Below are 26,889 nucleotides of genomic sequence, written 5' to 3'. Positions count from 1 at the left end.
CCATGTGTGGCATCGTAGGCGCAGTCGCTGAACGCAACATCACCCCGATCCTGATCGAAGGCCTCAAGCGCCTGGAATACCGTGGCTATGACAGCGCCGGTGTAGCCGTCTTCACCAACGCCGGCAAGCTGGAGCGCACGCGCCGTCCGGGCAAGGTCAGCGAGTTGGAACAAGCCTTGAACGGCGAGCCGCTGGTTGGTCGCCTCGGTATCGCCCACACCCGCTGGGCCACCCACGGCGCTCCGTGCGAACGCAACGCCCACCCGCATTTCTCCGGCGACCTGGCCGTGGTGCACAACGGCATCATCGAAAACCACGAAGTGCTGCGCGACCAACTCAAAGGCCTGGGCTACGTGTTCACCTCGGACACCGACACCGAAGTCATCGCCCACCTGCTCAACCACAAACTCAAGGACCACAGCGACCTGACCGCCGCCCTCAAGGCTACGGTCAAGGAACTGCATGGCGCCTACGGCCTGGCCGTGGTCTGCGCCAGCCAACCGGACCGCGTCGTTGCCGCCCGCAGCGGCAGCCCGTTGGTGATCGGTCTGGGTCTGGGGGAAAACTTCCTCGCTTCCGACCAACTGGCCCTGCGTCAGGTCACCGACCGCTTCATGTACCTGGAAGAAGGCGATATTGCCGACATCCGTCGTGAAAGCGTGCAGATCTGGGACGTAAACGGCAACTCCGTCGAGCGTGAAGCCGTGCAGTACCGCGACGGTGCCGAGGCTGCCGACAAGGGCGAATTCCGCCACTTCATGCTCAAGGAAATCCACGAGCAACCAGCCGTGGTGCAACGCACCCTGGAAGGGCGCCTGAGCCAGCACCAGGTGCTGGTCAACGCGTTCGGCCCGCAAGCGGCCGAGCTGTTCGCCAAAGTGCGCAATGTGCAGATCGTCGCCTGCGGCACCAGCTACCACGCCGGCATGGTCGCCCGTTACTGGCTGGAAGAACTGGCCGGCATCCCGTGCCAGGTCGAAGTCGCCAGCGAGTTCCGCTACCGCAAGGTCGTGGTGCAGCCCGATACCCTGTTCGTGACCATCTCCCAGTCCGGCGAAACCGCCGACACCCTGGCCGCCCTGCGCAATGCCAAGGAACTGGGCTTCCTCGCCAGCCTGGCGATCTGCAACGTAAGCATCAGCTCCCTGGTGCGTGAATCCGACCTGACCCTGCTGACCCAGGCCGGTCGTGAAATCGGCGTAGCCTCGACCAAAGCCTTCACCACCCAGTTGGTCGGCCTGCTGCTACTGACCCTGTCCCTCGGCCAAGTCCGCGGCACCCTTGCTGCCGGCGTCGAAGCCACCCTGGTCGAAGAGCTGCGTCGCCTGCCTACCCGTCTGGGCGAAGCCCTGGCCATGGACAGCACCGTGGAAAAAGTCGCCGAACTGTTCGCCGACAAAAACCACACCCTGTTCCTCGGCCGTGGCGCGCAATACCCGGTCGCTATGGAAGGCGCCCTCAAGCTCAAGGAAATCTCCTATATCCACGCTGAAGCCTACCCAGCCGGTGAGCTGAAACACGGCCCATTGGCCCTGGTGGATGACGACATGCCGGTGGTGACCGTCGCGCCGAACAACGAACTGCTGGAGAAGCTCAAGTCCAACCTGCAGGAAGTGCGCGCCCGTGGCGGCCAACTGGTGGTGTTCGCCGACGAAAAAGCCGGCATGACCAACGGCGAAGGCACCCACGTCATCAACATCCCACATATCCACGACATCCTGTCGCCGATCCTCTACACCATCCCGCTGCAACTGCTGTCGTACTACGTCGCCGTGCTCAAAGGCACCGACGTCGACCAGCCACGCAACCTGGCAAAGTCGGTGACGGTGGAGTAACCCCGCGTAGCCTGGAGGCCCCTCGGGTCTCCAGGATCAGCACGACGAAAGGATTCGACCTCGATGCCAACCCCTCTTTCCCCAATCGGCGAGCGTTTGCACAATCGCCGGTTTGCGGTCGCAAACAACACCCAGGGCCTCTCCGGTGACGGTACGGTGTTCCATTATCAAGTCGAAGGCGATGCCATCTGGGGCACCTACCAAGGCGGGCGGATTCGTATCGGTCAGCAGGTCGGGCGTGTAACCGGCGAGGATACGATCGAGTTGCTGTTTCAGTGCGTGACCACACAGGGCGAGTTATTGGCCGGCTGGTCTCGCGGCACGGTCGGCGTTGATGCTGCCGGGCGCACTACGCTGGCGTTTGTATGGGGTTGGTTGTCGGGGGCGACGGGAGGTGGGGAGTCCAGCTACACCGAGCTTGTCACGTAGCCGCTGATCACGGCACAAACTCCACCCGCAACCCCCGGCTCGCACTGCGCCCCTGATCATCGCTGACCCGCAGCCGATACTCTCCCGACTTGCCCGGTCGCCAATTCAGCGTGGCCTGCGGCGGGCCCTGGCCGATCAAGGTTTGATCGGCGAACCAGTACAGCGTCGCCGCATCGCTGGCCGCGTTGGCATTCAGCGGGATGCTTTCCTGGGGTTGCGACAGGCGCAGTTGATAGCTCACTTGGGTCAGCGGCGAGCGGATCTGCGGCGCTTCGCTCTGGTCGCTGATGCGGTTGGGTTGGCAGTTTTTCATCACGCTGGGCGGCGTGCGCCGGGGCAGGCCGGCGGCGCGGTACAGGCGCTGTATGTCGCTGGGCCAGAATTCGAAGACTTCTTCACGGGTGTACTGCGCCTCGAAGGGCGGGCACGCGGCCTTGCCGGTGCGTGTGTCGATCAGCACCGGGCGATGCAGGTTCGACACGCGAATCGGCGACACGCCGGGCAGATACCAGGTCTTGCGGGTTTGCGGGCACCAGCGGTTGGGCAAATCGCCGGAGGCGGCGCAGACGTCGATGCGTACCAGCCCGGCGGGCGGCTTGTCGGGTTTGATCACCACGTTGGGCAACGCCAGGGGCAGGGCGTCGGCGATGCGGAAGAACAGCGGCGCGGCGGTCTTGGCCCCGATAAACGCTGGGTTCGGCCGGCCGTCGAAGTTGCCCACCCACACCACCAGCACGTAGGGGCCGACCAGGCCGGCGCTCCAGGCATCGTGAAAACCCCAGGAGGTGCCGGTTTTCCACGCGGTGCGCCAATGGCGGCCGGGCAAGCCATCCGGGCGCGGGTTACGCCGCAGCATGTCGCGCACCATGAACGCGGCCTGGGGCGTGAGCAGTTGCGCCCCGGTGGATTGCGGCTGCTCCTGCAAATAACGCAGCGGCCGCAAATGCCCGTCACCGGCCAGCATCACGTACAACCGCGCCAGTTCCTCCGGGGTCATCTCGCCGCCGCCGAGGGCCAGGGCCAGGCCGTAGTGGCTCTCGTCACGCAGGCCCTTGATACCGGCGCGTTGCAGCAATCCATACAAGGACGGCGATTTCACCTGGCTGGCCAGCCACACTGCCGGGATATTGCGACTACGGATCAATGCATCGCGCGCCGTCAGCGGGCCGACAAAACTGCCGTCGAAATTTTCCGGCTGGAAGTAGCCGAAGTTACTGGGCAAGTCCTTGAGGATGCTCATGGGGTGGATCACCCCCTGGTCCAACGCCAATCCATACAGAAACGGCTTGAGCGTGGAGCCCGGCGAGCGCCGCGACAGCACGCCGTTGACCTGACCGTGGATGCCTGTGGATAAGTAATCCGCCGAACCCACCAGCGCCTTGACGCTCTGGTCGCGGCTGTCGATCAGGATCGCCGTGGCGTTCTCCACGCCGGTGCTGCGTCGTTCGGCGATAAAGCCGCTGATCAGACGCTCGAGCAGTTGCTGCAACGGCAGGTTGAGGGTGCTGTTCAGCTCATTGCCGGGCTGGGACGCCAGCAGTTGCTCACTCAAATGCGGCGCTAGAAACGGGATCTGTTGGCGGTTACGCGCCTCCAGCGGCAAGTCCAGCAAACTGTCGTTACGCGGGTCTTGTGGATAAGTCTCGCGCCAGTCGGCCATCAAGCGCAGCCGCGCATTTTGCAGCGAGGGCCCGAAACGCGCGCGCCGCCCCGGCTGTTGCGGAATCACCGCCAGCGCCAGCGCTTCGGACAACGACAATTGTGCGGCTGCCTTGCCAAAGTAGATGCGGCTCGCGGCCTCGGCGCCTTCGATATTGCCGCCCATCGGCGCCAGGTTCAGGTAGGCCTCCAGGATGTCGTGTTTGCTGTAGCGCGCCTCCAGCCACAGCGCCAAGGCCATCTGCTGCAACTTGCCGGGCACCTGGCGGGTGTTCAGATCCCACAGGCGCCGCGCCAGTTGCATGCTCAACGTTGAACCGCCCTGGCGCTGGCCACCGCTGTAGGTGGCCATGGCCGCACGCAGCAAGGCCGGCGGGTTGATCCCCGGGTGCCAGTAGAAATTGCGGTCTTCCTTGAGCAGCAAGGCTTCGACCAGTGAAGGAGACATCCGCTCCAGCGGTAGCCATAAGCGGTATTGGCCGTCGTCCGCCAAGGTCATGCGCAGCAGCGAGCCGTCGTCGGCCAGCACCAGCCGTGACGAGGTCACGGCCTGTTCCAGCGGGGCATGGGGCCACAGGCGCAGCCCCGCCAGCACCACCGCCGCTAGCAGCAGCGGCGGCGCCAGGCGTTTAAGGCTTGGTAATTTCAAGCTGGCCTACTTTGCCGCGCCCTTGCAGGGTGGTTTCGTACATGCCTTCGGCGTAGGCCGGTGGCGTATTGAACGTACCGGCATTGGTGGCGCGCACGCGGTACACGAAGGTGCCTACATCGCGCAGTGCAGTGCCGTACAACACCACTCGATCATCGCGTACATCCACGTAGTCCGGCTGCCAGTTGCTCAGCTCGGTCTCGCCGATGGGCGCTTGCCAGGCTTCTGCTTCCTGGCTGTCTTCTTCCACATACTCGGACTCTTCGCCTTCACTCTCTTCGCTGTTGGCGGCTTCCGGCTCAGGCGGCAAGTTATACACAGGCTCGACGCCACCCGGCAGCAGGTCGACCACCGCCACTTGCTGCACCTGGTCGCGATCGGTGGCGCGCAGACGCAAGCGCACCAGGAACTCATCGCCCACTGCGACCTTGCTCACCGGGTCGCCCTTGAGGTCGAGGTACTCGTGGATGATCTCCAGGCCGTTGTTGATCGGCTTGAGCTTGGCGCCCTTGTCGAAACCGGCTTCGCTGAGCATGTAGAACGCGGCCGGGCCGTCGGATTTTTCCATGACCAGTTTTTGCGTGGCCCCGGGAACGGCGGCGCGCGGCGGCTGGCCAGCCATTTCCAGCAACTGTTGTTGCTTGTCGCCCAACCAGGCCGTGGCCTTGAGCGTCATGTCGCTTTGCGCACGCTGGCCATAGTTATCCAAGGCCCGCAGCAACAGTGCCGCCGACAGCGAGTTGTAGCGCTGCTCGTTCAAGCGCTTGCCGAGCTTGTCCAACAGTGCCGTCGGCACTTCGTCCAGCAGTTCAGGGAAGTGCCGCGCTAGCAGGTGCAGGTGTTCTGCGTCGTGCACCAGCGGGTCGTAGTACATACCGTCGCTGGTCCACTTATCCACAAGGGCGCGCCAAGGGATCTTGCGGAACAACGTATCGGCCTGGCGATCCTGCTTGAGCAACTTGTAGCTGGCGGCCAGGTAAGCGGCGCCGAGGTCGTTCTGCCAGCTGTCCTTGAAATAGCTCTCGTAGCGCTCGCGGATGTCACTCAAGGCACCGCTCACCAGAATCCCCTGACGGCTCAGTAGGTAACTGGCGTAGGCACGGTTGCGCAATTCCGACAGGCCTTCGCTAGGACCGTTGGCGAGGTCTGTCAGATACGCGTTCGAGCGCACCAGCAGGTCTTCCGGCACCGGCAACCCACGCTCCTTGGCTTCGATCAGGAAGTCGGTGGCATACAGGCTGGCGTACGGCGCCACATCCGGGTTGGCCGCCCACAAACCAAAGCCGCCGGCCTGGTTCTGGCGTTGGCGCAACATACGCACCGCGCTGCTGAAGGCCTGCTCGGCTTCGGGGGCGTTGCCACCCCAGATCAGCGCGGGCATGGCCTTGGACACCAATTGCTCGGTGCAGGCGTAGCCGTAGTCATCCAGGTAATGCTTGAGACCGTTGGCCCACACCAGCGGCGAGGCGGCGACGCCCAGTTGCACGTCGCGCAGTTGGCTGAACAGCTCGCGGGTCGGCTTGAGCTCTTTGCTGGCGCTGTCGAAGCGGCCCAGGCTCAAGGCCACGCGGTGCTCACTCAGGGGGCGGATCGAAGTGGTTTCCGCCACCTGGATACGCTTGCCATCCGGCAGTACCGCGACAAAGCGCAGGTCGGCCGAACCCAGGGTTTCACCGACCTTGATCTTGAACTCGGCGGTGCCTTCCTTGCGCGGTTGCAGGGCCAAGGTGCTGCCCTTGTCGCCCTGCACCTTGAGGCCGTCGCTGGTTTGCACCTCAAACTTCACGTCGGCCGCGGCGTCGAGGTTGCTGAACACTCCAGCGCTGACATTGAACACATCCCCAGGCGCCACGAAGGCCGGCACGTTCGGTGTGATCACGATCGGCCCACGCACCTCGGTATTGGCCTCACTGACACCCACGCTGTCGCTGTCCACCGCCACCGCGAAGAGGTGCAGCTTGCCGTTGAAACTGTCCGGCACCTGGTAATGCAGCACAGTCTCACCGGCCGGCAGGTCCACCAACCCGGACCACCACGCCACGGGCGGCTGATGTTTACGCTTGAACGGGTTGAGGTGATTGGCCAGGGCGCCTTCCGTATCGCCACCGGGCGCTGCCCCACTGAGCAGGCGGCTGAATTCCGGCAGGATCAGGTCAAGGATCTGACTGGTGCCGACTTCCAGCGCGCGCTTCTGGAAGAAGAAACCCAACGGGTCCGGCGTCTGGTAGCGCGCCACTTGCAAGATGCCTTCGTCTACCGCATACACCACGGCGCGGCCCGGGCGGTCGGCGTTGACCTTGATGTCGAGCATTTGCCCCGGCTCGACCTTCGCCGGGCCCTCGACTTTCAGCGCCATGCGTCGCGCGTCCAGGTTGATACTGAAGGGCACCACGCCGTAGGACAGCGGGCTCATGTACACCTCGGCCGAGCCCATGTCCCGCACAAACTGCACGTTGACGTAGGCATTGCCTTCAAGCCCCGCAGGCACGCGGATATGTTGCACGCTGTTGGTGCTGTCAGCCTTGAACCACTGCTGGGTATAGACCTTGTCCCGTTCGATGGTAATCAAGCCGGCCCCGGTGTACGGCGCACGGATACTGATGGCGATCTCGTCGCCGGTGGCGTAGCTGCGCTTATCCAGGCGCAGTTGCAGTTCGGCGTTGCGCTCCAGGGAGCGCGAGGTGTTGCCGCGCCCGGCCACGCTGTAGTCGATCTGGTTGAGCAGGTTGCCGTTGGCGTCTTTCAGTTGCAGGGTGTAATCACCCGGCGTGCCGGTGTTGAGGCTCTGCCTGGCGCCGTTCTGGGTCATCACCAGCTTGGATGCCGGCTGGCTGATGTTCTTGATGCGCGACTCGTACTTGTAGGTGCCGTTGGACTGTTTCACCAGCACCGACACATAGCGGTGCTCGACCACTTCGCTGGTCAGGCCCTCCACTGCCAGCGGCGAAAGGTCCGGCGCCACGGCCAGCCATTGCACCTCGCGTGGCGCATCCTTGGCGACGTACGACAGCGAGTCCTGACTTTTCACACCCACAAGGTAAGGCGCAGACGACACCAACAAGGCACTTTGCGCCGCCACGTTGCGCCCGCCTTCGGCTTCGAACACCTGGGTCATGACCTGCAGGCGATAGGTGCTGTTGGCGAAGCGTTGCAGGTTGAGGTCGAGCAGAGCCTGGCCGTTGTCATCCACGGTGGTTTCGGCGAGGTCTTCGGTGCTGGCGTCTTCCAGGGAGTCGTTGAGGCGGAAGCGGTAATCGGGATAGCGCTCGAATGCCGCGAGCGTTGGGCTCAGGGACATTTTCGCGGTCACCCGACGCCCGGCCGCCGGGGCGCCGAACAGGTGCATCGCGGTGACTTTGGCGACCACTTGGTCGGGTGGAATCCAGCCCTGCACGGGAGTGTCATGCAGGCTCAGGCTGACTTTCATGCGGTCCGGTTCAAAGTCGCGGACCTTGAAGCTGACGCTGCCCAGGTCGGTGCGGGTCTGTTTCTGGCCAATCAACTGCAAGGTCGCGGTGTAGTCCCCGGCGGGGGCGACTTCGCTGCTGGGGAAATCAAAGGTTTCAAAACCACTGGCGGACAGCTTCAGCGGCTGGCGAATCACTTCCAGGCCGCGTGGGTCGGTGATTTGCAGCTCTACCGGCAGGCCTTGCAGGGCACCTTTCCAGTTGCCGCTGCGCACGATCATGCCCAGGTGCGCGGTCTCGCCAGGGCGGTACAGGCCGCGGTCGGTAAACAGGTAGGCGCTGAGGCGATCAACCGCACCGTCTTCTTCCAAACCGCCTACATCGAAGCGCGACAAATCCAGTTGCTGGGACTGACGGGCAATCGGCAGGAAGGATTGGTCATTGCCGCGAGTGACGACATACATCAGCGGCGTTTTCTCACGGCGCAATTCATCCAGCTTGGCGAAATGCGCGTGGCCTTCGCCATCGGTGCGCCCGCTGCTCACGGGCAAGCCGTTGCGGCCGATGATGTCGACCTGTGCGTCGGCCACCGGCGAACCGTTGCCGATGGACTGTACGTACACATCGTGGCTGCCATCGCTGGAGCGCTTGGCGATGATGCCCAGGTCGGTCACTACGATAAAGCGCAGGTCGCTGGTGCTGCTGCGGTCGTACTCGAAGGTGCGCTCGACCGGCTCGTCCTGGGGGCTGAGCTTGAGTACAAAAATGCCACGACGGCCGCCGTTGGCGGTGAGGTAGTGGCTGAGGTCGACGTTGTCGTAGACGGTTTTCGCCGGGTCATTGGACGACAGTGGAATGTCCAGCGTCTGACGTTCCACCATGCGGTCGAAGTACTCGTTGCCGAAATTCGGCCGGGCAAAGCTACCGCTGCTCTGGTCCACCAGATGCTGCAATTGGTTGGGCAGCAGGCGGGCAATTTCCACATGGGCGCCGGGCACGCCACGGGCCATGAAGCCCAGGCGTTTTTCGCCGTTGAGGCTGAGCAGGGCGCCGTCAGACAGGAACTGCAACGTGCGCGGGTACGCCGGCATGCTGATCAGCGACGCCGTAGGATTCTTCGCCAGATAACCGCCGATGGCTTCCAGGTTGGCGGGCACGCGCACATAGATAGCCCGGCCGGCCGGGGCCTTGAACTTGAAGGCATGCAGGGTGTTCAACGGTTCGACGCTGGGCACGTGGGTCAGGTTGACCTTGATGCTGCGGACGAGCAGGGCATCGTCGATGTCGTTGCTGTTGTAGGGGCGCGTATCGTCCTCGGCTTTTTCCGGCAGCAGCCAGGCCTGCACTTTACCGGCGATGGTGTCATCGGCTACGGCGCTGGAGCTGCTGAACATCAGCACCGGCTCGGGTTCGCCGCGCTGGTTGTCGACAAAGCTGACTTCGGCGCCAGTGAATGTCAGGCGATAACGCCCGGGCACAGTGACTTGCGCCACCAGCGGCGCGGTGCTGGCGTTGCCGCCGTCGCGGGCCTTGAGGCCTTCGTCGAGCTTGGCGCTGACCGGGGTACTTTCCAGCGGTGTAGCCAGGGCGGCGGAGCGCACGTAGGCGTTGAGTTTTTTCTCGTCGAACGTCACTTCCGGCCGATTGGGCAACTGGGCGTCGCGGTAGGCCAGGCCTTTGCCAAGGGTCACTGTCACGCGTTTGCGTAGGCTGTCTTCATCCACTGGGTGGGAAAAGTGGAAGGTCGCTACTAGCTGTTTCAGCGTTGGATTGGACGGGTCCTGGTACAGCTCGTTTTGCGCCAGGGTGGCGCGGAACGGTTGGGTGGAGAACTGGGCACTGTATTGGTCGAGCAGTACGCCGTCGGCCAGCAGGTTTTTCTTCGCCAGGTCCAGGGTGTAACCGGCGTCGATCGGCCAGTCTTTCTCCGGCACGAACAGCAAGGTGCGGTCATCGGACCAGCGCCACGTACCCGCCACGCTCGGCTTGAGGGTGATGCCTTCGCTCACCGGCTTGCCAATCGCCGCCAGTGGGGCCACGGACTCGGCGAAACGCACCTGCAAGTTATCCACAACCGGCGTTGGCTGGGTGTAATCGGTGAGGTTGGGCTTGTGCAGCGAATACCCCACGGTGTGGGGCTTGGGCAGGTGGGAATACCACTGCCAGCCGTAGAACCCGGCGGCGCCCAGCAGCACCAGGCCCAGCACGCCGGCCCCGGCCTGGCGCGGATAAGCGCGGGCCTTCTGACCGAGCGCCAGCACGCCATCACCGATGGCGCGCAGCCAGAGCGGCGGGCTCCATTGGCCGAACAAGGCACCCACCACAGTCGTTAATGCACCGTACAAACGGCGACAGATCGTTTTGAACGAGTCGAGCATGGTGAGCATCCCTGGCTAAGTGCGGCGTATCTTACAGTGTCTTTGATACAAAAGATGACACCGATACGCCGCACTATTTGTGGCGAGGGAATGTTACGAAGGGGTCATACATTCCAGCGAGCGATCCACCATGACTTTGGCCATTTTCGCCAGATAGCTGGCGGCTTTGGGTGAGTCACCTAATGCTTCAGCGCACTGGAGCAGGTCTGAGGCGTAAGCCAGGGCGTCTTCGAAGCTGAGTTCGGGATGGGTGATGAAAAAGGGATGGGGTGGGTCGGGCCTTACTTTGCTCGTTGCGTTAACTCCAATGTAGAAAATTGGAGCTGACAGCCATCGCTGCTAAACAATGGGTGGCAGCTGTACGCAGGTTAGCAGGCCGGAACATTGGGAATCCGACGCACCCGAAGGTGCCCTGCGCACAGCCACCATAAAGCGTTGGCAGAAAAAAACGCCATGCTTGAGATGGCGCTTGTGCGCCCAATGTTGAACATTCGAGCTGCTAAACCCGGTCACTGAATGGGCAGTGACGAACGCAGACTAGCTACCGAAAAGGCAGGGCACAAGCGGATGGGATTCTCTCGGAAATGTCCTGCGAAAGAAAGGGACGCGAGTGGTAGGAGTGCTTGTTTCAGACTTTGCCGCAGAACAAATGCACGCAGGTTTGCTGACGGGGTTTGGCACGATTTGTAAGCCTATAGGCTTACAAATTACCGACCCTTGTAAGCCTGTAGGCATACAAGTTTTTAGGTGTCACCGCAAAGCCTATGTGGGAGCGGGCTTGCTCGCGAAGGCGGTGTGTCAGCCAACCTATCAAGTGGCTGACACACCGTCTTCGCGAGCAAGCCCGCTCCCACATTTTTGATTTTTGGATGGCTGGAGAATGGTGGACTCAGGTCCACCAGAACCGCACCAGGTGAAAGAAAATCGGCGCGGCAAAACACACCGAGTCCAAGCGATCCAGCATCCCGCCATGCCCCTCGATCATATGCCCCCAGTCCTTCACACCCCGGTCGCGCTTGATCGCCGACATCACGATGCCGCCGGCAAACCCCAGCAGGTTGATCAACAGCGCGATCAGGAACGACTGCCATGGGTTGAACGGCGTGGTCCACCACAGGGCTGCGCCGATCAGGGATGACAGCAAGATCCCGCCGACAAAGCCTTCCACGGTTTTGGAGGGCGACAGGTTGGGCGCGATCTTGTGTTTGCCGAACAACTTCCCACACACGTACTGGAGCACGTCCGACAGTTGCACCACGATCACCAGGTAGGCGATCAGCAGCAGGTTACGGCCCTCGTAGCCGGGAATGTCGAGGGTCAGCAGGGCCGGCACGAACGACACGCAGAACACGGCGATCATCAGGCCCCATTGCACCTTCGACGCCCGTTCCAAAAAGTGTGTGCTGTCGCCGCCGAGGGAGGCGAGGATCGGCAGCAGCAGGAACACGTACACCGGGATGAAGATCGAGAACAGCCCGTACCAGTCCGAGTAGATCAGCAGGTATTGCAGCGGCAGCGCCAGGTAGAACGCGGCCACCAGCGCCGGGTAGTCGCTGCGGCGGGTGGGGGTGAGGGTGAGGAATTCGCGCAGGGCGTAGAACGACACCGCGTAGAACAGCAGGATCACCGCCCCGGTGCCGAGCCAGAAGGCGATGCCGATGACCACCACCATCACCCACCAGGCGTTGATGCGTGCGTTGAGGTTGTCGATCACCGCGTTGGGCGTGCCTCGGGTGCGCAGCTTGAGGATCAGGCCGATCAGCGAGGCGAGCACCAGGATCGCGCCGATGCCGCCGAACAGCATTATGGTCTGGCTATGCATATCAGGAATGCTCCGGGGCTAGGGCGAGCAGGGCGTCACGGGTGCGGGCGAGGAACGCGGTCTTGTCTTCGCCTTCTTCCAAATGCAACGGCGTGCCGAAGCTGGTGGTGCACAGCAGGGGCAGCGGCAATACGCGACCCTTGGGCATGACCCGGTTGAGGTTGGCTATCCACACAGGTACCAGTTCGGCCTGTGGGTAACTTTTTGCCAAGTGATACAAGCCGCTTTTGAACGGCAGCAGGCCGTCTTCCAGATTGCGCGTGCCTTCGGGAAACAGGATCAGCGAGTCGCCGCCTTCCAATGCGGCCAACATGGGCTGCAACGGGTTATCCACAGGGTCCTTGCGCTCGCGGTCGATTAGCACGCCGTTGAACACACGGTTGATGATGTAGCGGCGCAAGGCGCTTTTGCTCCAGTAATCGCTACCGGCCACCGGGCGCGTGAATTTGCGCAGGTTTTGCGGCAATGAGGCCCACAGCAGCACGAAGTCGCCGTGGCTGCTGTGGTTGGCGAAGTAGATGCGTTGCACCGGCACAGGTGCGCAGCCCAGCCACAGGCTGCGGGCGCCGGTAACGGTGCGGGCCATGGAGGTAATCAGCGTGGCGACCACGGGTTCGAACATGGGAATTCCTTATCCGGCGAAAGGCAGCCAGGGGCTGGCGAGGATCGCGCCCAGGGTCAGCAGTGTTTGTGCACCCAGCAACCAGGCTTGTTTGCGCAGCAGTTTGAGAGCGCCGCGACGGCGTTCGGTCCAGGGCCGGCCGGCGCGTTTGGGCGCTTGCAGGCCAAGGGTTTGCAGGGCCAGGTCGAGGTCGGCGGTGCGTTCGGTGTCGCGGGCGAGCAGGGCGAACAGGTCGGCATCGAAGGCCACGCGCAGCGCCCAGTACTTTTGCAGCAGCCCAAGGATAATCATCCACAGGCTGAGCAGCAGGCAGATCGGCGTAATGCTGGCCATCAGCAGTTGGGCCAGGCCGAACAACACGCCGAGCAGGGTCAGGCCTGTGGATAACTGATCCAGCGAACGGCCGCGGCGCAGCAGGCTGGCGACGACCTGGAGTTCCATATCAGCGGGCATGGGGCAAACCCTCCAAAGCTTCACGGTGAGCGGGGTGCAGGACCACATCGGCCCGCGCTGTACGAATAATAGTCAGCGCATCCTCCACCGTCGTGGCCCGCCCGCTGTGCAGCAGCCACGCGGCAACCGCCGTTGCGCTGCGCGAATAGCCCAGGGCGCAACACACCAGCAGCGGGCCACTGGCGCGCAGGCGTTCGATGGCCTCGGCGGCGAGCAGGCATTCGGCGGGCGTCGGGGCGATCAGGTCCAGCACGGGGATGGCCTGATAGGCACGGCCCTGTGGATTAATCGGCAATTCGGCGCAGAGATCGACGATGGCCTTGAAGGGCTCCTGCTCGCGGGTCGTGGGAATGCGCCCGAGCCAGACGTTATCCACAATCCGGTCCGGTTGTGGATGTTTGCGTGTCCACAGGCGCGAGTTGATCCACGCCGCCGCCAGGTAAGGCGCATACAGCCAGCGCGCGGCCGGTGTCAGTCGACCATCGGCGCGCTTCTGGAAGCCTGCGGCGCCCAGCACGAGGTAGTTCGCCTTGATCAAGGCCAGGGACACCGCCGGCCACAGTAGCCACAGCCAGCCGCCGCCCAGGGCCAACGCAAGCACCGCCAGCAGCAACGCGCCCAGGCCGTAACGCACGCCCAGCCGCCAGCGCTTGGGGTCCCGCGTCAGCCGCGCATTCAGCAGCGGGCTCGGAGGTTCCACCGGCCATAGCCACACGCAGATCCAGCCGGCGAGGGCGCCTGTGGGTAAGTCGATAAAGTGATGTTGATAAGTGGTCAGCACCGAAATACCGATCAACGCGAACCAGCCGTGTACCAGCCAGCGCCAGACACCCTGGGTGTGGCGCTGGTACATGACCCACAGGATCACCAGCAGCGCGATGTGCAGCGACGGCGCCTGGTTGAACGGTTTGTCGAACCCGGCCAGCACGGCAAACAGCCAGCCGAACACGCCATCCAGTTCGGGTCGCTCGAAGGTGAAACGCAGCGGCCAAATCAGGAAGCAACTCACGGCAATCACCTGCGCACTCAACAGCCGCAACGCATGTTGCTTCAGTTCATGCCGGCTGTTGGGCAGCAACAGGGAGAACCCGTAAAGCAGGTCGATGGACCAGTAGGGCACGATGGTCCACGCCAGGAAGGGCATGTGGGTTTCCCAGTCGAACACCAGCGTGCCGACGTCGCTGCGCTGGCTGGTGACCCAGGTGGCGAAGCCGTAGGTGCTGAAGAACAGCGGCGCCAATAGCAGCAGCCAGAGGACGGCGGGCTTGAGCAGACCGGGTTCGCGCATGTTCAGATCTTCTGTGCCACGGACACGGTGAAAATGCCCCATTCGTCCACCCGCTGGGTGATCTTGCGAAAGCCCGCCGCCTCGACCAGTTGATCCATCTCCGCCTGGCTGCGCCGGCGCATTACCCAGGCCTGGCCCTGGCGGTGGCTGGTCAGCGCACGGGCGATCAGCTCCAGTTGCGGGTGCCATGGCTGGCCGGTGTAGACCAGATAACCGCCGGGCTCTACCGCTTCAGCCAGCCCGGCCAGCGAGCCGCCGACCATGGCGTTGTCGGCAAACAATTCGTACAGCCCGGACACCACCGCCAGCGTCGGCTTGGGCGCCAGCGCGGCCAGATCCGTACGGTCAAATGCATCGCCTTTGACGAATTGGGCAATGTCGCCCAGGCCCTTCTCGCGAATCAGCGCGCCACCGTCACGCACATTGATGTCGCTGTAGTCGCGCAGCAGGATCGACTCCGGCAGCGGCGAAACGCCCTGCAAGGCTTCCAGAATGTAGCGACCGTGGCCGGCGGCGATGTCGACGATGCGTACTTCGCGATCATCGGCACGCAACTTGGCCATGGCCAGGCGCAGCAGTTCCTCGACGTTCAGCTTGCGCTGGCGGATGCCGCGCCAGCCGATGGAGTTGAGGTAGTTGGTGTCGATCATCCGCCCCAGCCCGCCCTTGCCGGTGGGCTTGTTGCGGTACACGTAGTCCAGGGTGCTGCCGGAGTCGAAACCGGTGTCGAAGCCCAGCTTGACCCCGTCCGACAGGTTCTTGCCCAGGCCCATGCTGGCGCGGGTCAGGCGCCAGTACAGGTCGCGCAGGGAGTTGCGCGGTAACGGCGCGGCGAGGGCTTCGGATTCGGCGCAGGTGGCGCCGATCTTGTCGGCGTCGAGCAGCGAGGCGCGGTCCAGCGGGTGTTCGAAGTTCTGCAGGATAAAGCGCTTGGCGCTGCTCACGGCGGTGGCGCGGTCGCGCTCGCCGAGGGTGTCGTGGAAGAAACCGGGGAGGATGTGCAGCTCTTTTTTCAGGCTGCCGAGGCGGTCGAAAAATTGCTGCTGGGGTTTGCGGTGCACCACGAAGTCCGAGCCGGACACCAGTAATTGGGTCGGCACCTGGATCGCCTGGGCATCGGCCACAACCCGGTCGGCCGCTTCGTACAGGCCGAGCAGCACATTGACCGAGATCGCCTTGGTGATCAGCGGGTCGCTGTCGTAAGACGCCACGCGCTCGGGGTCATGGCTGAGGAACTTGGCCTTGACGTAGCTGTTGACGAAAAAGTTGCCGCGAAACTTGCGCATCAGCGCCAGGCCCGGCCGGGCGAACGGCACGTAGAGCTTGACCTTGAACGCCGGCGAGGCGAGCACCAGCGCGCGGATCTTTGGCGCGTAGTCATGCACCCAGGTGGCCGCGATCACCGCGCCGACGCTTTGGGCGATGACGGCGAAGTTCTCTTCCTCGATGCCATAGGTGGCGCCGATGTGGTCGCAGAAGGTTTGCACGTCGCGGGCGCTGGTGGCGAAGCTGGGGCTGTCGCCGCGTTCGCCGGGAGACTGGCCGTGGCCACGGGCATCCCAGGCGAAGAAGTCGAAGTGTGGCAGGTCCAGTTCATCGACCAGATGGGCGATGCGCCCCGAATGCTCATGGCCGCGATGGAACAACACGATGGCCTTGCGTGGCCCGTCGCCCGCGGTGGCCGGCCAGTGCCGGTAGAACAGCTCGACGCCATCGTGGGTACTGAAGGTGTGTGCTTGTTGTTCGCGCATCGCAAAATCCTTATGCAGAAGGGGAGTCTTGTTGTTCTTTGAGGCCCTGGCGCACCCGGTTGACCAGGGTGTAGGCAAGCAGGGCGGCGACCAGCCACATCACCCCATCCACCCAGCTGGCGCCGAGCCAACCCAGCGCTACACCAGTGGCCAGCACGCCGAGCACAAACGCCCGATCGCTCTTGCCCATCGGCCCGTCGTAGCGCCGCGATGCGCCCACCATCGGCCCGAGCACCCCGGCGTATTCGCTGAACACCGCCAGCAACGCCACCAGCAGCACCGGCGCCAGGCTCACGCCGGGGATCAATGCAAACGGCAGGATCAGCGCGCTGTCGGCAATCACGTCGCACAACTCATTGAGGTAGGCGCCCAGGCGCGACTGCTGGCCGAATTCCCGGGCGAGCATGCCGTCGATGGCGTTGAGGGCCATGCGCAGGATCATCCACAGCGGGATCAGCGCAAACAGCCACAGGTGTTGGGCGAAGCTGGCGATCAGCAGGCCGACCAGCAGGGAAACCACGCCGGCCAGCACGGTGATCTGGTTGGCGGTGGTGCCGTTGTCGTAGAGGCGCTGCACGAGGGGGCGCAGCAGGTTTTGAAAACGCGGTTTGAGCTGATAGATCGAAATCATGGGAGGTGACGCTTCCTTGTCCGTGGACCCGCGAAAAACTGGCTTGGAGTGTGCCGCTTAATCCTGGCCTGCACCAGTGATGGCGCGTGTTTATGGGGGTTTAGTCACGCTCCCGAGCACAACGAGGTATAGAAGTGGAAACGTTCAATGTGGGAGCTGGCTTGTCTGCGATTGAATTACCTCGGTTTTGCTGGAAGACCTTGTTGTCAGCATCGCAGGCAAGCCAGCTCCCACAGGGAATCGGTGGTTGGGTTTGAAAGCGACATTCCCCGGACAAAAATTTCACGCCCCGTGTTATATCGTAACCAATTGTGTGCAAGCGGACGTAAGTGGATGCAAGTGGATCTAGAGGCTGACGGCGCTTCGGTGGAAGGCCTGCCGCGTTTTCAGCAGGGGCTGTTCCATGCCCGTCGATTGCGCCAGGCCGGGATCAGCCTGACGGCTGTGGCACTGTGCGGGTGGGTAATGGCGCTGTTCGTCGCGCTGTTCGCGCCGCTGTCGATCTGGCCGGTGGTGTTGATCAACTGTGCGTCGGCGTTGCTGTTGCTGGTGGCCGGTTTGCAGTCGGCGTGGTGGGTGGCCGATTGGCGCGCCCAGGCGCTGGAAGAACCTGCGGCGCAAGTGCCGGTTGAGGACACCAGCCGCTACGCCCGCTTCACCGAGCGCTTCGCCCAGCAGATCGGTACGCCGGTGGTGTGGCTCGGCGGTTGGTCGCTGCTGGCGCTGGTCAGTGTCGTCGAGTTCTGGAACCTGGCCCTGCCCGCTGCAGCAGTCGGTCAATCCGCCAGCATCGGTGCCGCGTTGGCACTGGCCCTGGCGTTTGGCCTGCTGGTGTTCGAACGCCGCCTCGCCCAGGAAACCGCCGTGCAATGGCCGGAAGCCTCGCAGCTGGCGCAGTTGAGCCGGGTGGCGATTATCTGCCTGGTGCTCAGTGCCATTTGCCTGCTGTTCGCCAGCGCCGAAGCGGTCTGGCCATTGCGGCTCGCGGTGCTGGTCGGCGTGCTGCCCGCGTTGGTCGCCATCGAGTTTCTGCTCAGGGCTGCCCTTTCGCTGTTCAGCCCGCGCCAACCGCGTCTCGAACCGCGCCTGATGGCGCAAAGCTTTATCGCCGGGCTGCTGCGCTGGCCACCGCAACCCTTGCTCGCCTTGCAGCACGAATTGCACAACCGCTTTGGCATCGACTTGCGCCAGATCTGGGCGTTTACCTACATCCGCCGCGCATTTCTGCCGGTGTTGCTGGTGGTGCTGGCGGTAGGCTGGGCGCTTACTGGTGTGCACGAAGTGCCCCTGCAAGGTCGCGGGATTTATGAGCGCTTCGGCAAGCCGGTGGAGGTGTTCGGCCCTGGCCTGCATGCCGGTCTGCCCTGGCCGCTGGGCCGCGTGATCACTGTGGAAAACGGCGTGGTGCATGAACTCGCCACCAGCGTCAGTGAGGCCGCCGCCCCGGAGCTGGCCGCCGCTGAAGGCCCGGCGCCGCTGATCGCCAACCGCCTGTGGGACGCCAGCCACGTGAATGACAAATCCCAGGTCATCGCCAGCAGCAGCGGCGACAAGCAGGGCTTCCAGATCGTCAACATGGACGTGCGTTTCGTCTACCGCATCGGCCTCAACGACCACGCCGCGCTGGCCGCCACCTACAACAGCGCGGATGTGCCGACCCTGATCCGCAGCACCGCCAGCCGCATCCTGGTCCACGACTTTGCCTCGCGCACCCTTGACGAATTGCTCGGCGAGCAACGCACCAGCCTCGCCGACGAGATCGGCCGCGCCGTGCAGGCCGATCTGCATCACCTCGACAGCGGCGTGGAAATCCTCGCCACGGTGGTGGAAGCGATCCACCCACCGGCCGGCGCCGCTAATGCCTATCACGGCGTGCAAGCTGCGCAGATCGGCGCACAGGCGCTGATCTCCCGTGAACGCGGCGCCGCCAGCGAACAAACCAACCTGGCCCTGCTGCAAGCCAGCAGCGCCCGTGACCAGGCCACGGCCACCGCGCGCGAAGTGAATGCCGGTGCCCAAGCGGCCGACCTGCGTTTCGCCGCCGAACAAAAGGCCTACGCCAGCGCGGGCAAAGCCTTTGTGCTGGAACAGTACCTCGGCCAACTGAGCCAGGGCCTGGCCCACGCCAAGCTGTTGATTCTGGATCATCGCCTGGGCGCCGACAGTGCGCCGACGATCGATCTGCGTTCTTTTTCCTTGCCGGCCGATCCGTCGCTGCCGCGCAAAGCCGTTCAATAAGGAGTCGGTCTGTTGAGCGCTCATTCTCACGATCACGGTCATCATCATGGCCATCACCACCACCACCATCATCATGGCGACGAACCCGCCGCCGGCCCGTTCCCGTGGCGACGCATGGCCTGGGCGGTGCTGCTGGTGCTGTTTGCGGTCGCGGCCGCGAGCCTGGTGCAAGTGCGCTCCGGCGAAGCCACGGTGATTACCCGTTTCGGCAACCCGGCGCGGGTGCTGCTGGAGCCGGGCCTGGGCTGGCGCTGGCCGGCGCCGTTCGAAGCGGCGATCCCGGTGGACCTGCGCCTGCGCACCACCTCCAGCGGCTTGCAGGACGTGGGCACCCGCGATGGCCTGCGCATCATCGTGCAGGCGTACGTGGCGTGGCAGGTGCAGGGCGATGCCGACAACGTGCAGCGCTTTATGCGCGCCGTGCAGAACCAGCCGGATGAAGCGGCGCGGCAGATTCGTACCTTTGTCGGTTCGGCGCTGGAAACCACCGCAGCCAGCTTTGACCTGTCGAGCTTGATCAACACCGATGCCAGCCAAGTGCGCATTGCTGATTTTGAAGCGCAGTTGCGCCAGCAGATTGATCAACAATTGCTCACTACCTACGGCGTGCGCGTGGCCCAAGTCGGTATCGAACTGCTGACCTTGCCGTCGGTGACGCTCACCGCCACCGTCGACCGCATGCGCGCCGAGCGTGAAACCATCGCCACCGAGCGCACGGCCGTGGGCAAGCGTGAAGCGGCGCAGATCCGCTCCGCCGCCGAGCGTGACGCGCGCATCGTGCAGGCCGATGCCACGGTCAAAGCCGCCGACATCGAGGCGCAATCGCGGGTCGAAGCCGCGCAGATCTACGGCCGTGCCTACGCCGGTAATCCGCAGCTTTACAACCTGCTGCGCTCGCTGGACACCTTGGGCACCGTGGTTTCGCCAGGCACCAGGATCATCCTGCGCACCGACGCGGCGCCGTTCCGCGCCCTGGTGGACGGGCCGAAGGACGTCCAGCCATGACCGAGCGTGACAGCCCGGACAGCCCATGGGTCCAGGCCGGGCGCCTGACGTTCCTGGCGCTGTACGCGGTGACCGTATTGGCCGCGTTGGCCTGGGCGTTTTCCAATGTGCGCCAGATCGACCCGCAGAACCGTGCCGTGGTGTTGCACTTCGGCGCCCTCGACCGTATCCAGAATGCCGGGCTGTTGCTGGCCTGGCCGCAGCCGTTCGAGCAAGTGGTGCTGTTGCCCGCGGCCGACCGCGTGATCGAGCGCCGGGTCGAGAACCTGTTGCGCTCCGAGGCGGCGACCCAGGCTGACCGCGTGGCCAGTTTCGCCACGCCATTGAGTGATGCGCTGGCCGGCTCCGGTTACCTGCTGACCGGCGATGCCGGGGTGGTGCAGCTGGATGTGCGGGTGTTCTACAAAGTCACCGAGCCCTATGCCTTTGTGCTCCAGGGCGGGCATGTGCTGCCAGCGCTGGATCGACTGGTGACGCGCAGCGCCGTGGCCCTTACGGCGGCGCGGGACCTGGACACGATCCTGGTGGCGCGCCCCGAGCTGATCGGCTCCGACAACGGCGCCGCCGAACGTCGCGAACGGCTGCGTGGCGATCTGGTGCAAGGCATCAATAAACGCCTGGCGGAGTTGACCTCCAGTGGTTTGGGCCTGGGTATCGAAGTCACCCGGGTGGATGTGCAATCGAGCCTGCCGGGCCCGGCGGTGAATGCTTTCAACGCAGTGTTGACCGCCAGCCAGCAGGCCGACAAAGCCGTGGCCAACGCCCGCACCGACGCAGAAAAACTCACCCAGGCCGCCAACCAGCAGGCCGACCGGCTGGTGCAAGTCGCCCACGCCCAGGCCAGCGAACGCTTGGCCAATGCCCGGGCGCAAACCGCCACCGTCGCCAGCCTGGCCCAGGTCAAAGACCCGGGCTTGCTGCTGCGCCTGTACCGCGAACGCCTGCCGAAGATTCTCGGCCAGGCCGGTTCCGTGACCACAGTCGATCCGAAAGACGACTCCCGCTTGATCATTCAGGGAGCCGAACAATGAGCGCACCCATGCTGACCTCCGCCGAGCAGCGCAGTGCTGCGCGGCAATTGACCCTGGCCATGCTGGCCCTCGGTTTGCTGGTGCTGGGCCTGGTGTGGCGCTGGCTGGCGCCGGATCAAAGCGGGGTCAGCCAGTTGCTGCTGGGGGTTGCCTCGCTGTTGGTGGCCGTGCCGGTGATGCGTTCGGCGTGGTACAGCCTGCGCTTTCCGAGCCTGCATGGGATCACCGACCAACTGATCGCCCTGGCCATGCTTGGGGCCTGGGCCACTGGAGATCTGCTGACGGCCGCACTGTTGCCGATCATCATGATCTTCGGCCACGTGCTCGAAGAGCGCAGCGTGATCGGCTCCCAGGAGGCGATCCATGCCCTGGGCAAACTGACCCGCAGCCATGCGCGGCTGGTGCAGGCCGATGGCAGCATCGTCGAGGTGGATAACGGCACGCTGCACACCGGCGATATTGTCGAAGTGCGCGCCGGCGACCGTGTGCCCGCCGATGGCGTGGTGCTGTCGGGCCAGGCGAGCCTGGACACCGCACCGATTACCGGCGAGTCGGTGCCGCTGGAAGCGAGTGCCGGCGTGCAGGTGTTTGGCGGCGCGATCAACCTCGACGGCTTGCTGCGCCTGGAAGTGACGCGCACCGGGCATGAATCCACGTTGGGCAAAGTCATCGCGCTGATGCAGAACGCCGAGCGCTCCAAACCGCCGATCACGCGGCTGCTGGAGCGCTATGCCGGCAGCTATATGGTGTTGGTGCTGCTGCTGGCGGCGGTCACCTGGTTTGTCACCAACGACGCGCAGGCGATGCTGGCGGTGCTGGTGGCGGCGTGCCCGTGTGCGTTGGTGCTGTCGGCGCCGGCCACGGCGATTGCCGGGATCGCGGTCGCGGCGCGGCATGGGATTTTGATTCGCAGCTCGGCGTTTCTGGAGGAGCTGGCGGACCTGACCTCGTTGGTGGTCGACAAGACCGGCACCCTGACCTATGGCACCCTGCGCCTGCAATCCATCGAGACCACTGCGCCGGATCGGCAACGGTTGCTGAACCTGGCCGCCAGCCTCGGCTCGGCCAGCAGCCACCCGGTCAGCCGCGCGTTGGCGGGGTTGGCGACGCAGGAACAATTGCCGGGGCTGACCGATATTCGTGAACGCCAGGGCCTGGGCGTAGTGGCGCAGACCGCTCAGGGCGAAGCGGCGCTGGGGCGGCCGGAGCTGTTCGAGCAGTTGGGCATCGTCACCACACCGGTGCCGACTCACGACGGCCCGATTGCCGGGTTGGCGCTGGACGGCCAGTTCCTCGCCTGGCTGCTGCTGGCCGACCGCGTCAAACCGGAAGCGCGCCAGGCGCTGCAAGAGTTGCGCGACCTCGGCCTGGGCCGCCAACTGCTGCTGACCGGCGACCGTCAGAGCGTGGCCGACAGCCTGGCGCTGGACGTGGGCATCAGCGACGTCCAAGCCCAGGCGCTGCCGGAAGACAAGCTCAACCGCGTGCTGGGCGAGATCGGTAGCGGCTTTCGCCCGATGGTGGTGGGCGACGGCATCAACGATTCCCTGGCGCTCAAGGCCGGTGTGGTCGGCGTGGCCATGGGCGCAGGCGGCGCCGACATCGCGCTGGCCTCGGCGGACGTGGTGCTGATCGGCAGCGACCTGCGGCGCCTGGGCACCTGTGTGCGCTTGAGTCGCCAGTGCCGGCAGACGTTGCAGGTCAACGTGATCATCGGCCTGGGCTGGACGCTGGCGATCGTGGTGTTCGCCGCGTTTGGCTGGTTGGGCGCTGCCGGGGCGATGATCGCTGCGGTGTTGCATAACCTCAGCACCTTGCTGGTACTGGGCAACGCCGGGCGTTTGCTGCGCTTCCAGGAGCCGTTGTTGACGCTCGAAGAATAAATTTCGAGCTTGTTGTAACGCCAGCCGGGCACCTCTCTCTAGTGGTGTGTCGAGACCGCACACTCCGTGCGGTCCGACACCCCTACTGATCTTTTGAGGACTACAACAATGAACATCAAGAACGCCGTTTCCGGTGCTGCCCTGGCTATCGCTGCCGCCACTATGTTTGCCGGTGTCGCCACCCAGGCTCAAGCCGCCGACGCGACTGTTCACTGCTACGGCGTGACTTCCTGCAAAGGTATGAACGACTGCAAGACCGCAGAAAACGCCTGCAAGGGCCAGGCCGTCTGCAAGGGCCACGGCTTCAAGGCCATGACCAAGGCCGCGTGCGATGCGGCGGGCGGTAAAGTCGGCGAGTAAACGAGTGCACCCGCAGCGGTTGCCGTCCACCGCTGCGGACACTTTGCCCAGGAGTGTCTTATGTCCACTTCCCTTGCGAGCCTCGGTTACGGCCTGGGTCTGCGCAACCAGTACTACCAACAGATCCTTGAACAGTCGCCGGCCGTGGATTGGTTCGAAGTGATCTCCGAGAATTATCTGGTGCAAGGCGGCAAGGCCTTGTACTACCTGGACGCGATCGCCGAGCGTTATCCGTTGGTGATGCACGGCGTGTCCCTGTCCATCGGCGGGCCCCACGCCCTCGATCTCGATTACCTGAAACAGATCAAGCAGCTGGCCGAGCGTATCCAGCCGGCGTGGGTGTCCGATCACCTGTGCTGGAGCCGCGGCAGCGCGCACCAGTTGCATGACCTGTTGCCGCTGCCTTACACCGAAGAGAGTCTCTACCACGTCGCCGCCCGCGTGCGCCAAGTGCAGGATGTGTTGCAGCGTCCGCTGGTGCTGGAAAATGTCTCCAGCTATGTGCGCGCCCAGGCGGATGAGTTGACCGAGTGGGAATTCCTCAATGCCCTGGCCCACATGTCGGGCTGCCAGTTGTTGCTGGACGTGAACAATGTGTATGTCAGCTCGCGTAACCATGGCTTCGACGCGTGGACGTTTATTCGCAACCTGCCGCCGCAGAGTATCCGGCAATTGCACCTGGCCGGGCATATGGACTACGGCGACTATGTGGTCGATACCCATGACCACCCGGTGTGCGATCCGGTATGGGCGCTGTATCAGCAGACCCTGGAGCACTTGGGGCCGGTTTCGACGCTGTTGGAGCGCGACGACCATTTCCCGCCGTTCGAAGAACTGCTCACCGAGCTGGGCAAGGCCCGTGAACTAGGGGCCAGCGCCCTGGCCAGGAGGCCGCTATGCGCCTGACCGAATGGCAATTGGCCTTTGAGCAGCACCTGCTTGCCGACACTTCAGTCGCCGACACCGGCTTCGCCGCCACGTTGCTGGGCGGGCCGAGCCTGGACGTAGACACGGGCCTGGCGATTTACCACAACGCCTATCGTGCGCGGTTGCACGAAGTGTTGCGTCATGACTTCGGCGCAGTCTGGTATTGGCTGGGGGATGAGGAGTTTGCGTTGCTCGCCGAGGCCTACGTGCGGCGCTATCCATCGGCCCATTACAGCCTGCGTTGGTTTGGCGAGCGTTTTGCCGCGTTTATCGTCGAGCACTTGGTGGCCGAACAGAGTGCGCCACTGGCCGAGCTGGCGCGTTTGGAATGGGCGTTCACCCTGGCGTTCGATGCGCCCCAGGGCGAACCGCTGAGCCTGAATACGATGGCGCTGCTGTCACCTGAGGATTGGCCGGATTTGCGCGTCAGCCTGGCGCCTTCGGTGCAACAGCTGATTTGCCACTTCAATAGCGTGGCGATCTGGCGTGCGAGCAAGGATCAAGCGGATTTCCCTGGCAGCCAAGCCTTGGACACGGCGCGCATCTGCCTGGTGTGGCGCCACCAGAATGTGTGCCGCTACCGCAGCCTGGAACCGGCCGAAGCGTGCGCCTTGGCGGGGATGGTGAGCACCGGCTGGAGCTTTTCCGAGCTGTGCGGCGAGTTGGCTGCCACCTATTCGGAGGGCGCTCCGCTACAGGCTGTTACATGGTTGAAACAGTGGGTCGAGGAGGGCTTGCTCGAGCGCCAGGCGCCATAGTGACGGGCTATCAGATCGATAGCCTCCTACTTGTCTTGGGATGGTCTACCCTCTTTTCAGACGTCTGAAACAAGGGGGGACTACTCATGCTCGCGCAACTTCCACCGGCCTTACAGAATCTTCAGCTGCCGCTGCGTCTTCGACTCTGGGATGGCCATGAATTCAACTTGGGCCCCGAGCCCAGTGTGACCATCGTGGTGAAGGACCCCACGGTCGTGCCGAAACTGACCCATCCGACGCTCGACCTACTGGGCGAAGCTTTCATCGAGGGCAAACTGGAGCTGGAAGGCTCCATCAGCGAAGTGATCCGGGTATGCGATGAGTTGAGCTCTGCCCTGGTCGACGATGACGAGGGCACCCGCCCGGTGCGCTCGATCCACGATAAGGCTACAGACGCGGCGGCGATTTCCTACCATTACGACCTGTCCAACGCGTTCTACCAGCTGTGGCTGGACCAGGACATGGCGTACTCCTGCGGTTATTTCGAAACCGGCAGCGAATCCATCGATCAGGCCCAGCAAGACAAATTCCGCCACCTGTGCCGCAAGTTGCGCTTGCAGCCGGGCGAGTACTTGCTCGACGTCGGCTGTGGCTGGGGCGGGCTTGCGCGGTTTGCGGCGCGGGAGTTCGGGGTCAAGGTATTTGGCATCACCCTGAGCAAAGAGCAACTGGAACTGGCCCGCGAGCGGGTGAGCGCCGAAGGCCTGGCGGACCAGGTCGACCTGCAACTGCTCGATTACCGCGACCTGCCCCAGGACGGGCGTTTCGACAAAGTGGTAAGCGTGGGCATGTTTGAACACGTCGGCCACGCCAACCTGGCGCAGTACTGCCAGACCCTGTTTGGCGCGGTGCGCGAAGGCGGCCTGGTGATGAACCACGGCATCACCGCCAAGCACACCGACGGCCGCCCGGTGGGGCGCGGCGCCGGCGAGTTTATCGAGCGGTATGTGTTCCCCAATGGCGAGTTGCCGCATTTGGCGATGATGACCGCCGAGCTTAGTGAGGCCGGGCTGGAAGTGGTCGATGTCGAAAGCCTGCGCTTGCACTACGCACGCACGCTGGACCATTGGAGCGAGCGCCTGGAGGACAACCTGGAGGCCGCGGCGAAGATGGTGCCTGAGCAGGCGTTGCGGATCTGGCGGTTGTACCTGGCCGGGTGCGCCTATGCGTTTGCCCGGGGCTGGATAAATCTGCATCAAATCCTTGCACTCAAGCCCCATGCAGATGGCAGCCATGAACTGCCTTGGACGCGTGACGATATTTATCGAGGGTGAGGGATGTTTTCCCAGGTCAATGTTGTCGGGTCTTCCACGGTGTTTTTGTAACGGTGGAAGACGCCGTGCTGTTTGGCTGGGTTTTGATCGTTTTGTATATACAGCTGCTGGGTAAATACGTTGGTTGCCTGGCTAAAGGTTAAATCATGGCGAGCCAGGTATGCGCCCCAGTCGGTGGATGGCAGTGAGATAAAAGATATTCCCCAGCGTGGATCGTTCATATCGCCGACGATCACGAAGACGCCCCAATGGCGTTCGCCGGGTGAGAGGATAAGGTAGATGCCATTGTCGTAGAGATAGACCGCTGCCCGGTCGAAGGGCTTGTCTGGGTACAGCACTTTGTAGTGCAAATACAGGATGTCGGTTGGCTTGCCGATCTCCACGACGATCGAGGGGGCGCTTTGGGTGGCTTTCATGAAGGGCTCCAATTGTCATAAGTGACAGGTTGAAGCCTAGAGCAGGGGCGGCTGGAGAAGACGCCGTTTGTCG

The 26,889-nt window shown here is 63.7% G+C and carries 19 protein-coding genes; 10 read left to right on the top strand and 9 right to left on the bottom strand.

Features of this window, described 5'->3' with window-relative positions; genetic code table 11:
• Positions 1-2: 2 nt before the first annotated feature.
• The gene (glmS, locus tag PSH81_RS27290) at positions 3-1,835 is read left to right on the top strand and encodes a glutamine--fructose-6-phosphate transaminase (isomerizing) (RefSeq protein ID WP_226454754.1); all 1,833 of its coding nucleotides are present in this window, start codon (positions 3-5) and stop codon (positions 1,833-1,835) included.
• 63 nt (positions 1,836-1,898) lie between these two features.
• Positions 1,899-2,264 (top strand): hypothetical protein, encoded by a 366-nt coding sequence (locus tag PSH81_RS27285; RefSeq protein WP_305391785.1) that lies wholly within the window; start codon positions 1,899-1,901, stop codon positions 2,262-2,264.
• A gap of 7 nt (positions 2,265-2,271) precedes the next feature.
• Here PSH81_RS27285 and pbpC read toward each other — a convergent pair whose 3' ends face one another.
• The 8 genes from pbpC to PSH81_RS27240 form a co-directional block, all read right to left on the bottom strand.
• Positions 2,272-4,572: a penicillin-binding protein 1C gene (gene pbpC, locus PSH81_RS27280; protein ID WP_305391784.1), complete on the bottom strand. Its 2,301-nt coding sequence runs from the start codon at positions 4,570-4,572 to the stop codon at positions 2,272-2,274.
• Entirely contained in the window at positions 4,553-10,357 is a 5,805-nt protein-coding gene (locus tag PSH81_RS27275; protein ID WP_305391783.1) for an alpha-2-macroglobulin, read from the bottom strand. Before PSH81_RS27275 ends, pbpC begins: the two co-directional genes overlap by 20 nt.
• Before the next feature lie 889 nt (positions 10,358-11,246).
• The gene (locus PSH81_RS27265) at positions 11,247-12,179 is read right to left on the bottom strand and encodes a phosphatidate cytidylyltransferase (protein ID WP_192298116.1); all 933 of its coding nucleotides are present in this window, start codon (positions 12,177-12,179) and stop codon (positions 11,247-11,249) included.
• Position 12,180: 1 nt separating this feature from the next.
• A complete protein-coding gene (locus PSH81_RS27260; RefSeq protein WP_226454749.1) occupies positions 12,181-12,801 on the bottom strand; it encodes a 1-acyl-sn-glycerol-3-phosphate acyltransferase in 621 nt (206 codons plus the stop codon).
• A gap of 9 nt (positions 12,802-12,810) precedes the next feature.
• Positions 12,811-13,254 carry a hypothetical protein gene (locus PSH81_RS27255; protein WP_226454748.1) on the bottom strand — a complete coding sequence of 148 codons (444 nt, stop codon included), beginning with the start codon at positions 13,252-13,254 and terminating at the stop codon, positions 12,811-12,813.
• Entirely contained in the window at positions 13,244-14,542 is a 1,299-nt protein-coding gene (locus tag PSH81_RS27250) for a phosphatase PAP2/dual specificity phosphatase family protein (protein WP_305391782.1), read from the bottom strand. Before PSH81_RS27250 ends, PSH81_RS27255 begins: the two co-directional genes overlap by 11 nt.
• Before the next feature lie 2 nt (positions 14,543-14,544).
• A complete protein-coding gene (locus tag PSH81_RS27245) occupies positions 14,545-16,293 on the bottom strand; it encodes a bifunctional alpha/beta hydrolase/class I SAM-dependent methyltransferase (protein WP_192298112.1) in 1,749 nt (582 codons plus the stop codon).
• 10 nt (positions 16,294-16,303) lie between these two features.
• Positions 16,304-16,924: a CDP-alcohol phosphatidyltransferase family protein gene (locus tag PSH81_RS27240; protein ID WP_192298111.1), complete on the bottom strand. Its 621-nt coding sequence runs from the start codon at positions 16,922-16,924 to the stop codon at positions 16,304-16,306.
• 333 nt (positions 16,925-17,257) lie between these two features.
• Between PSH81_RS27240 and hflK (PSH81_RS27235) the strand changes: the two genes are divergently transcribed.
• From hflK (PSH81_RS27235) to cfaB, 8 genes are all read left to right on the top strand, one after another.
• Complete coding sequence (gene hflK, locus PSH81_RS27235) at positions 17,258-19,162, top strand: protease modulator HflK (protein ID WP_305391781.1); 1,905 nt, start codon at positions 17,258-17,260, stop codon at positions 19,160-19,162.
• A gap of 9 nt (positions 19,163-19,171) precedes the next feature.
• Entirely contained in the window at positions 19,172-20,167 is a 996-nt protein-coding gene (gene hflC, locus PSH81_RS27230) for a protease modulator HflC (protein ID WP_305392808.1), read from the top strand.
• On the top strand, positions 20,164-21,198 hold the full coding sequence (gene hflK, locus PSH81_RS27225) for a protease modulator HflK (protein ID WP_226454744.1): 1,035 nt from the start codon (positions 20,164-20,166) through the stop codon (positions 21,196-21,198). The genes hflC and hflK (PSH81_RS27225) overlap by 4 nt, the downstream gene beginning before the upstream one ends.
• Positions 21,195-23,081 (top strand): cation-translocating P-type ATPase, encoded by a 1,887-nt coding sequence (locus PSH81_RS27220; RefSeq protein ID WP_305391780.1) that lies wholly within the window; start codon positions 21,195-21,197, stop codon positions 23,079-23,081. The genes hflK (PSH81_RS27225) and PSH81_RS27220 overlap by 4 nt, the downstream gene beginning before the upstream one ends.
• A gap of 108 nt (positions 23,082-23,189) precedes the next feature.
• Complete coding sequence (locus PSH81_RS27215) at positions 23,190-23,441, top strand: hypothetical protein (protein ID WP_071490868.1); 252 nt, start codon at positions 23,190-23,192, stop codon at positions 23,439-23,441.
• Between the two features lie 60 nt (positions 23,442-23,501).
• Positions 23,502-24,347, top strand: a complete 846-nt coding sequence (locus PSH81_RS27210; RefSeq protein ID WP_226454741.1) for a DUF692 domain-containing protein — start codon at positions 23,502-23,504, stop codon at positions 24,345-24,347.
• Positions 24,338-25,126 carry a DNA-binding domain-containing protein gene (locus PSH81_RS27205; protein ID WP_226454740.1) on the top strand — a complete coding sequence of 263 codons (789 nt, stop codon included), beginning with the start codon at positions 24,338-24,340 and terminating at the stop codon, positions 25,124-25,126. The genes PSH81_RS27210 and PSH81_RS27205 overlap by 10 nt, the downstream gene beginning before the upstream one ends.
• An 86-nt stretch (positions 25,127-25,212) precedes the next feature.
• Positions 25,213-26,400 (top strand): C17 cyclopropane fatty acid synthase CfaB, encoded by a 1,188-nt coding sequence (gene cfaB, locus PSH81_RS27200; RefSeq protein WP_192298104.1) that lies wholly within the window; start codon positions 25,213-25,215, stop codon positions 26,398-26,400.
• Here cfaB and PSH81_RS27195 read toward each other — a convergent pair.
• Entirely contained in the window at positions 26,388-26,816 is a 429-nt protein-coding gene (locus PSH81_RS27195; protein ID WP_226454739.1) for a hypothetical protein, read from the bottom strand. The genes cfaB and PSH81_RS27195 overlap by 13 nt on opposite strands.
• Positions 26,817-26,889: the final 73 nt, after the last annotated feature.

Origin of the sequence: Pseudomonas sp. FP2335, from assembly GCF_030687535.1 — a bacterium.
In the GTDB taxonomy this organism is placed as follows: Bacteria; Pseudomonadota; Gammaproteobacteria; order Pseudomonadales; family Pseudomonadaceae; genus Aquipseudomonas.
The sequence above is the reverse complement of the archived record's forward strand: the minus strand, read 5'-3'. Positions and strand labels throughout refer to the sequence as shown.

Coding starts and splice junctions, on each gene's coding strand:
- glmS (WP_226454754.1), top strand. CDS start 3: ATGTGTGGCATCGTAGGCGCAGTCGCTGAACGCAACATCACCCCGATC.
- PSH81_RS27205 (WP_226454740.1), top strand. CDS start 24,338: ATGCGCCTGACCGAATGGCAATTGGCCTTTGAGCAGCACCTGCTTGCC.
- PSH81_RS27245 (WP_192298112.1), bottom strand. CDS start 16,293: ATGCGCGAACAACAAGCACACACCTTCAGTACCCACGATGGCGTCGAG.
- PSH81_RS27265 (WP_192298116.1), bottom strand. CDS start 12,179: ATGCATAGCCAGACCATAATGCTGTTCGGCGGCATCGGCGCGATCCTG.
- PSH81_RS27240 (WP_192298111.1), bottom strand. CDS start 16,924: ATGATTTCGATCTATCAGCTCAAACCGCGTTTTCAAAACCTGCTGCGC.
- PSH81_RS27250 (WP_305391782.1), bottom strand. CDS start 14,542: ATGCGCGAACCCGGTCTGCTCAAGCCCGCCGTCCTCTGGCTGCTGCTA.
- PSH81_RS27275 (WP_305391783.1), bottom strand. CDS start 10,357: ATGCTCGACTCGTTCAAAACGATCTGTCGCCGTTTGTACGGTGCATTA.
- cfaB (WP_192298104.1), top strand. CDS start 25,213: ATGCTCGCGCAACTTCCACCGGCCTTACAGAATCTTCAGCTGCCGCTG.
- PSH81_RS27210 (WP_226454741.1), top strand. CDS start 23,502: ATGTCCACTTCCCTTGCGAGCCTCGGTTACGGCCTGGGTCTGCGCAAC.
- PSH81_RS27195 (WP_226454739.1), bottom strand. CDS start 26,816: ATGAAAGCCACCCAAAGCGCCCCCTCGATCGTCGTGGAGATCGGCAAG.
- PSH81_RS27260 (WP_226454749.1), bottom strand. CDS start 12,801: ATGTTCGAACCCGTGGTCGCCACGCTGATTACCTCCATGGCCCGCACC.
- PSH81_RS27220 (WP_305391780.1), top strand. CDS start 21,195: ATGAGCGCACCCATGCTGACCTCCGCCGAGCAGCGCAGTGCTGCGCGG.
- PSH81_RS27215 (WP_071490868.1), top strand. CDS start 23,190: ATGAACATCAAGAACGCCGTTTCCGGTGCTGCCCTGGCTATCGCTGCC.
- hflK (WP_305391781.1), top strand. CDS start 17,258: ATGCAAGTGGATCTAGAGGCTGACGGCGCTTCGGTGGAAGGCCTGCCG.
- hflK (WP_226454744.1), top strand. CDS start 20,164: ATGACCGAGCGTGACAGCCCGGACAGCCCATGGGTCCAGGCCGGGCGC.
- PSH81_RS27255 (WP_226454748.1), bottom strand. CDS start 13,254: ATGCCCGCTGATATGGAACTCCAGGTCGTCGCCAGCCTGCTGCGCCGC.
- PSH81_RS27285 (WP_305391785.1), top strand. CDS start 1,899: ATGCCAACCCCTCTTTCCCCAATCGGCGAGCGTTTGCACAATCGCCGG.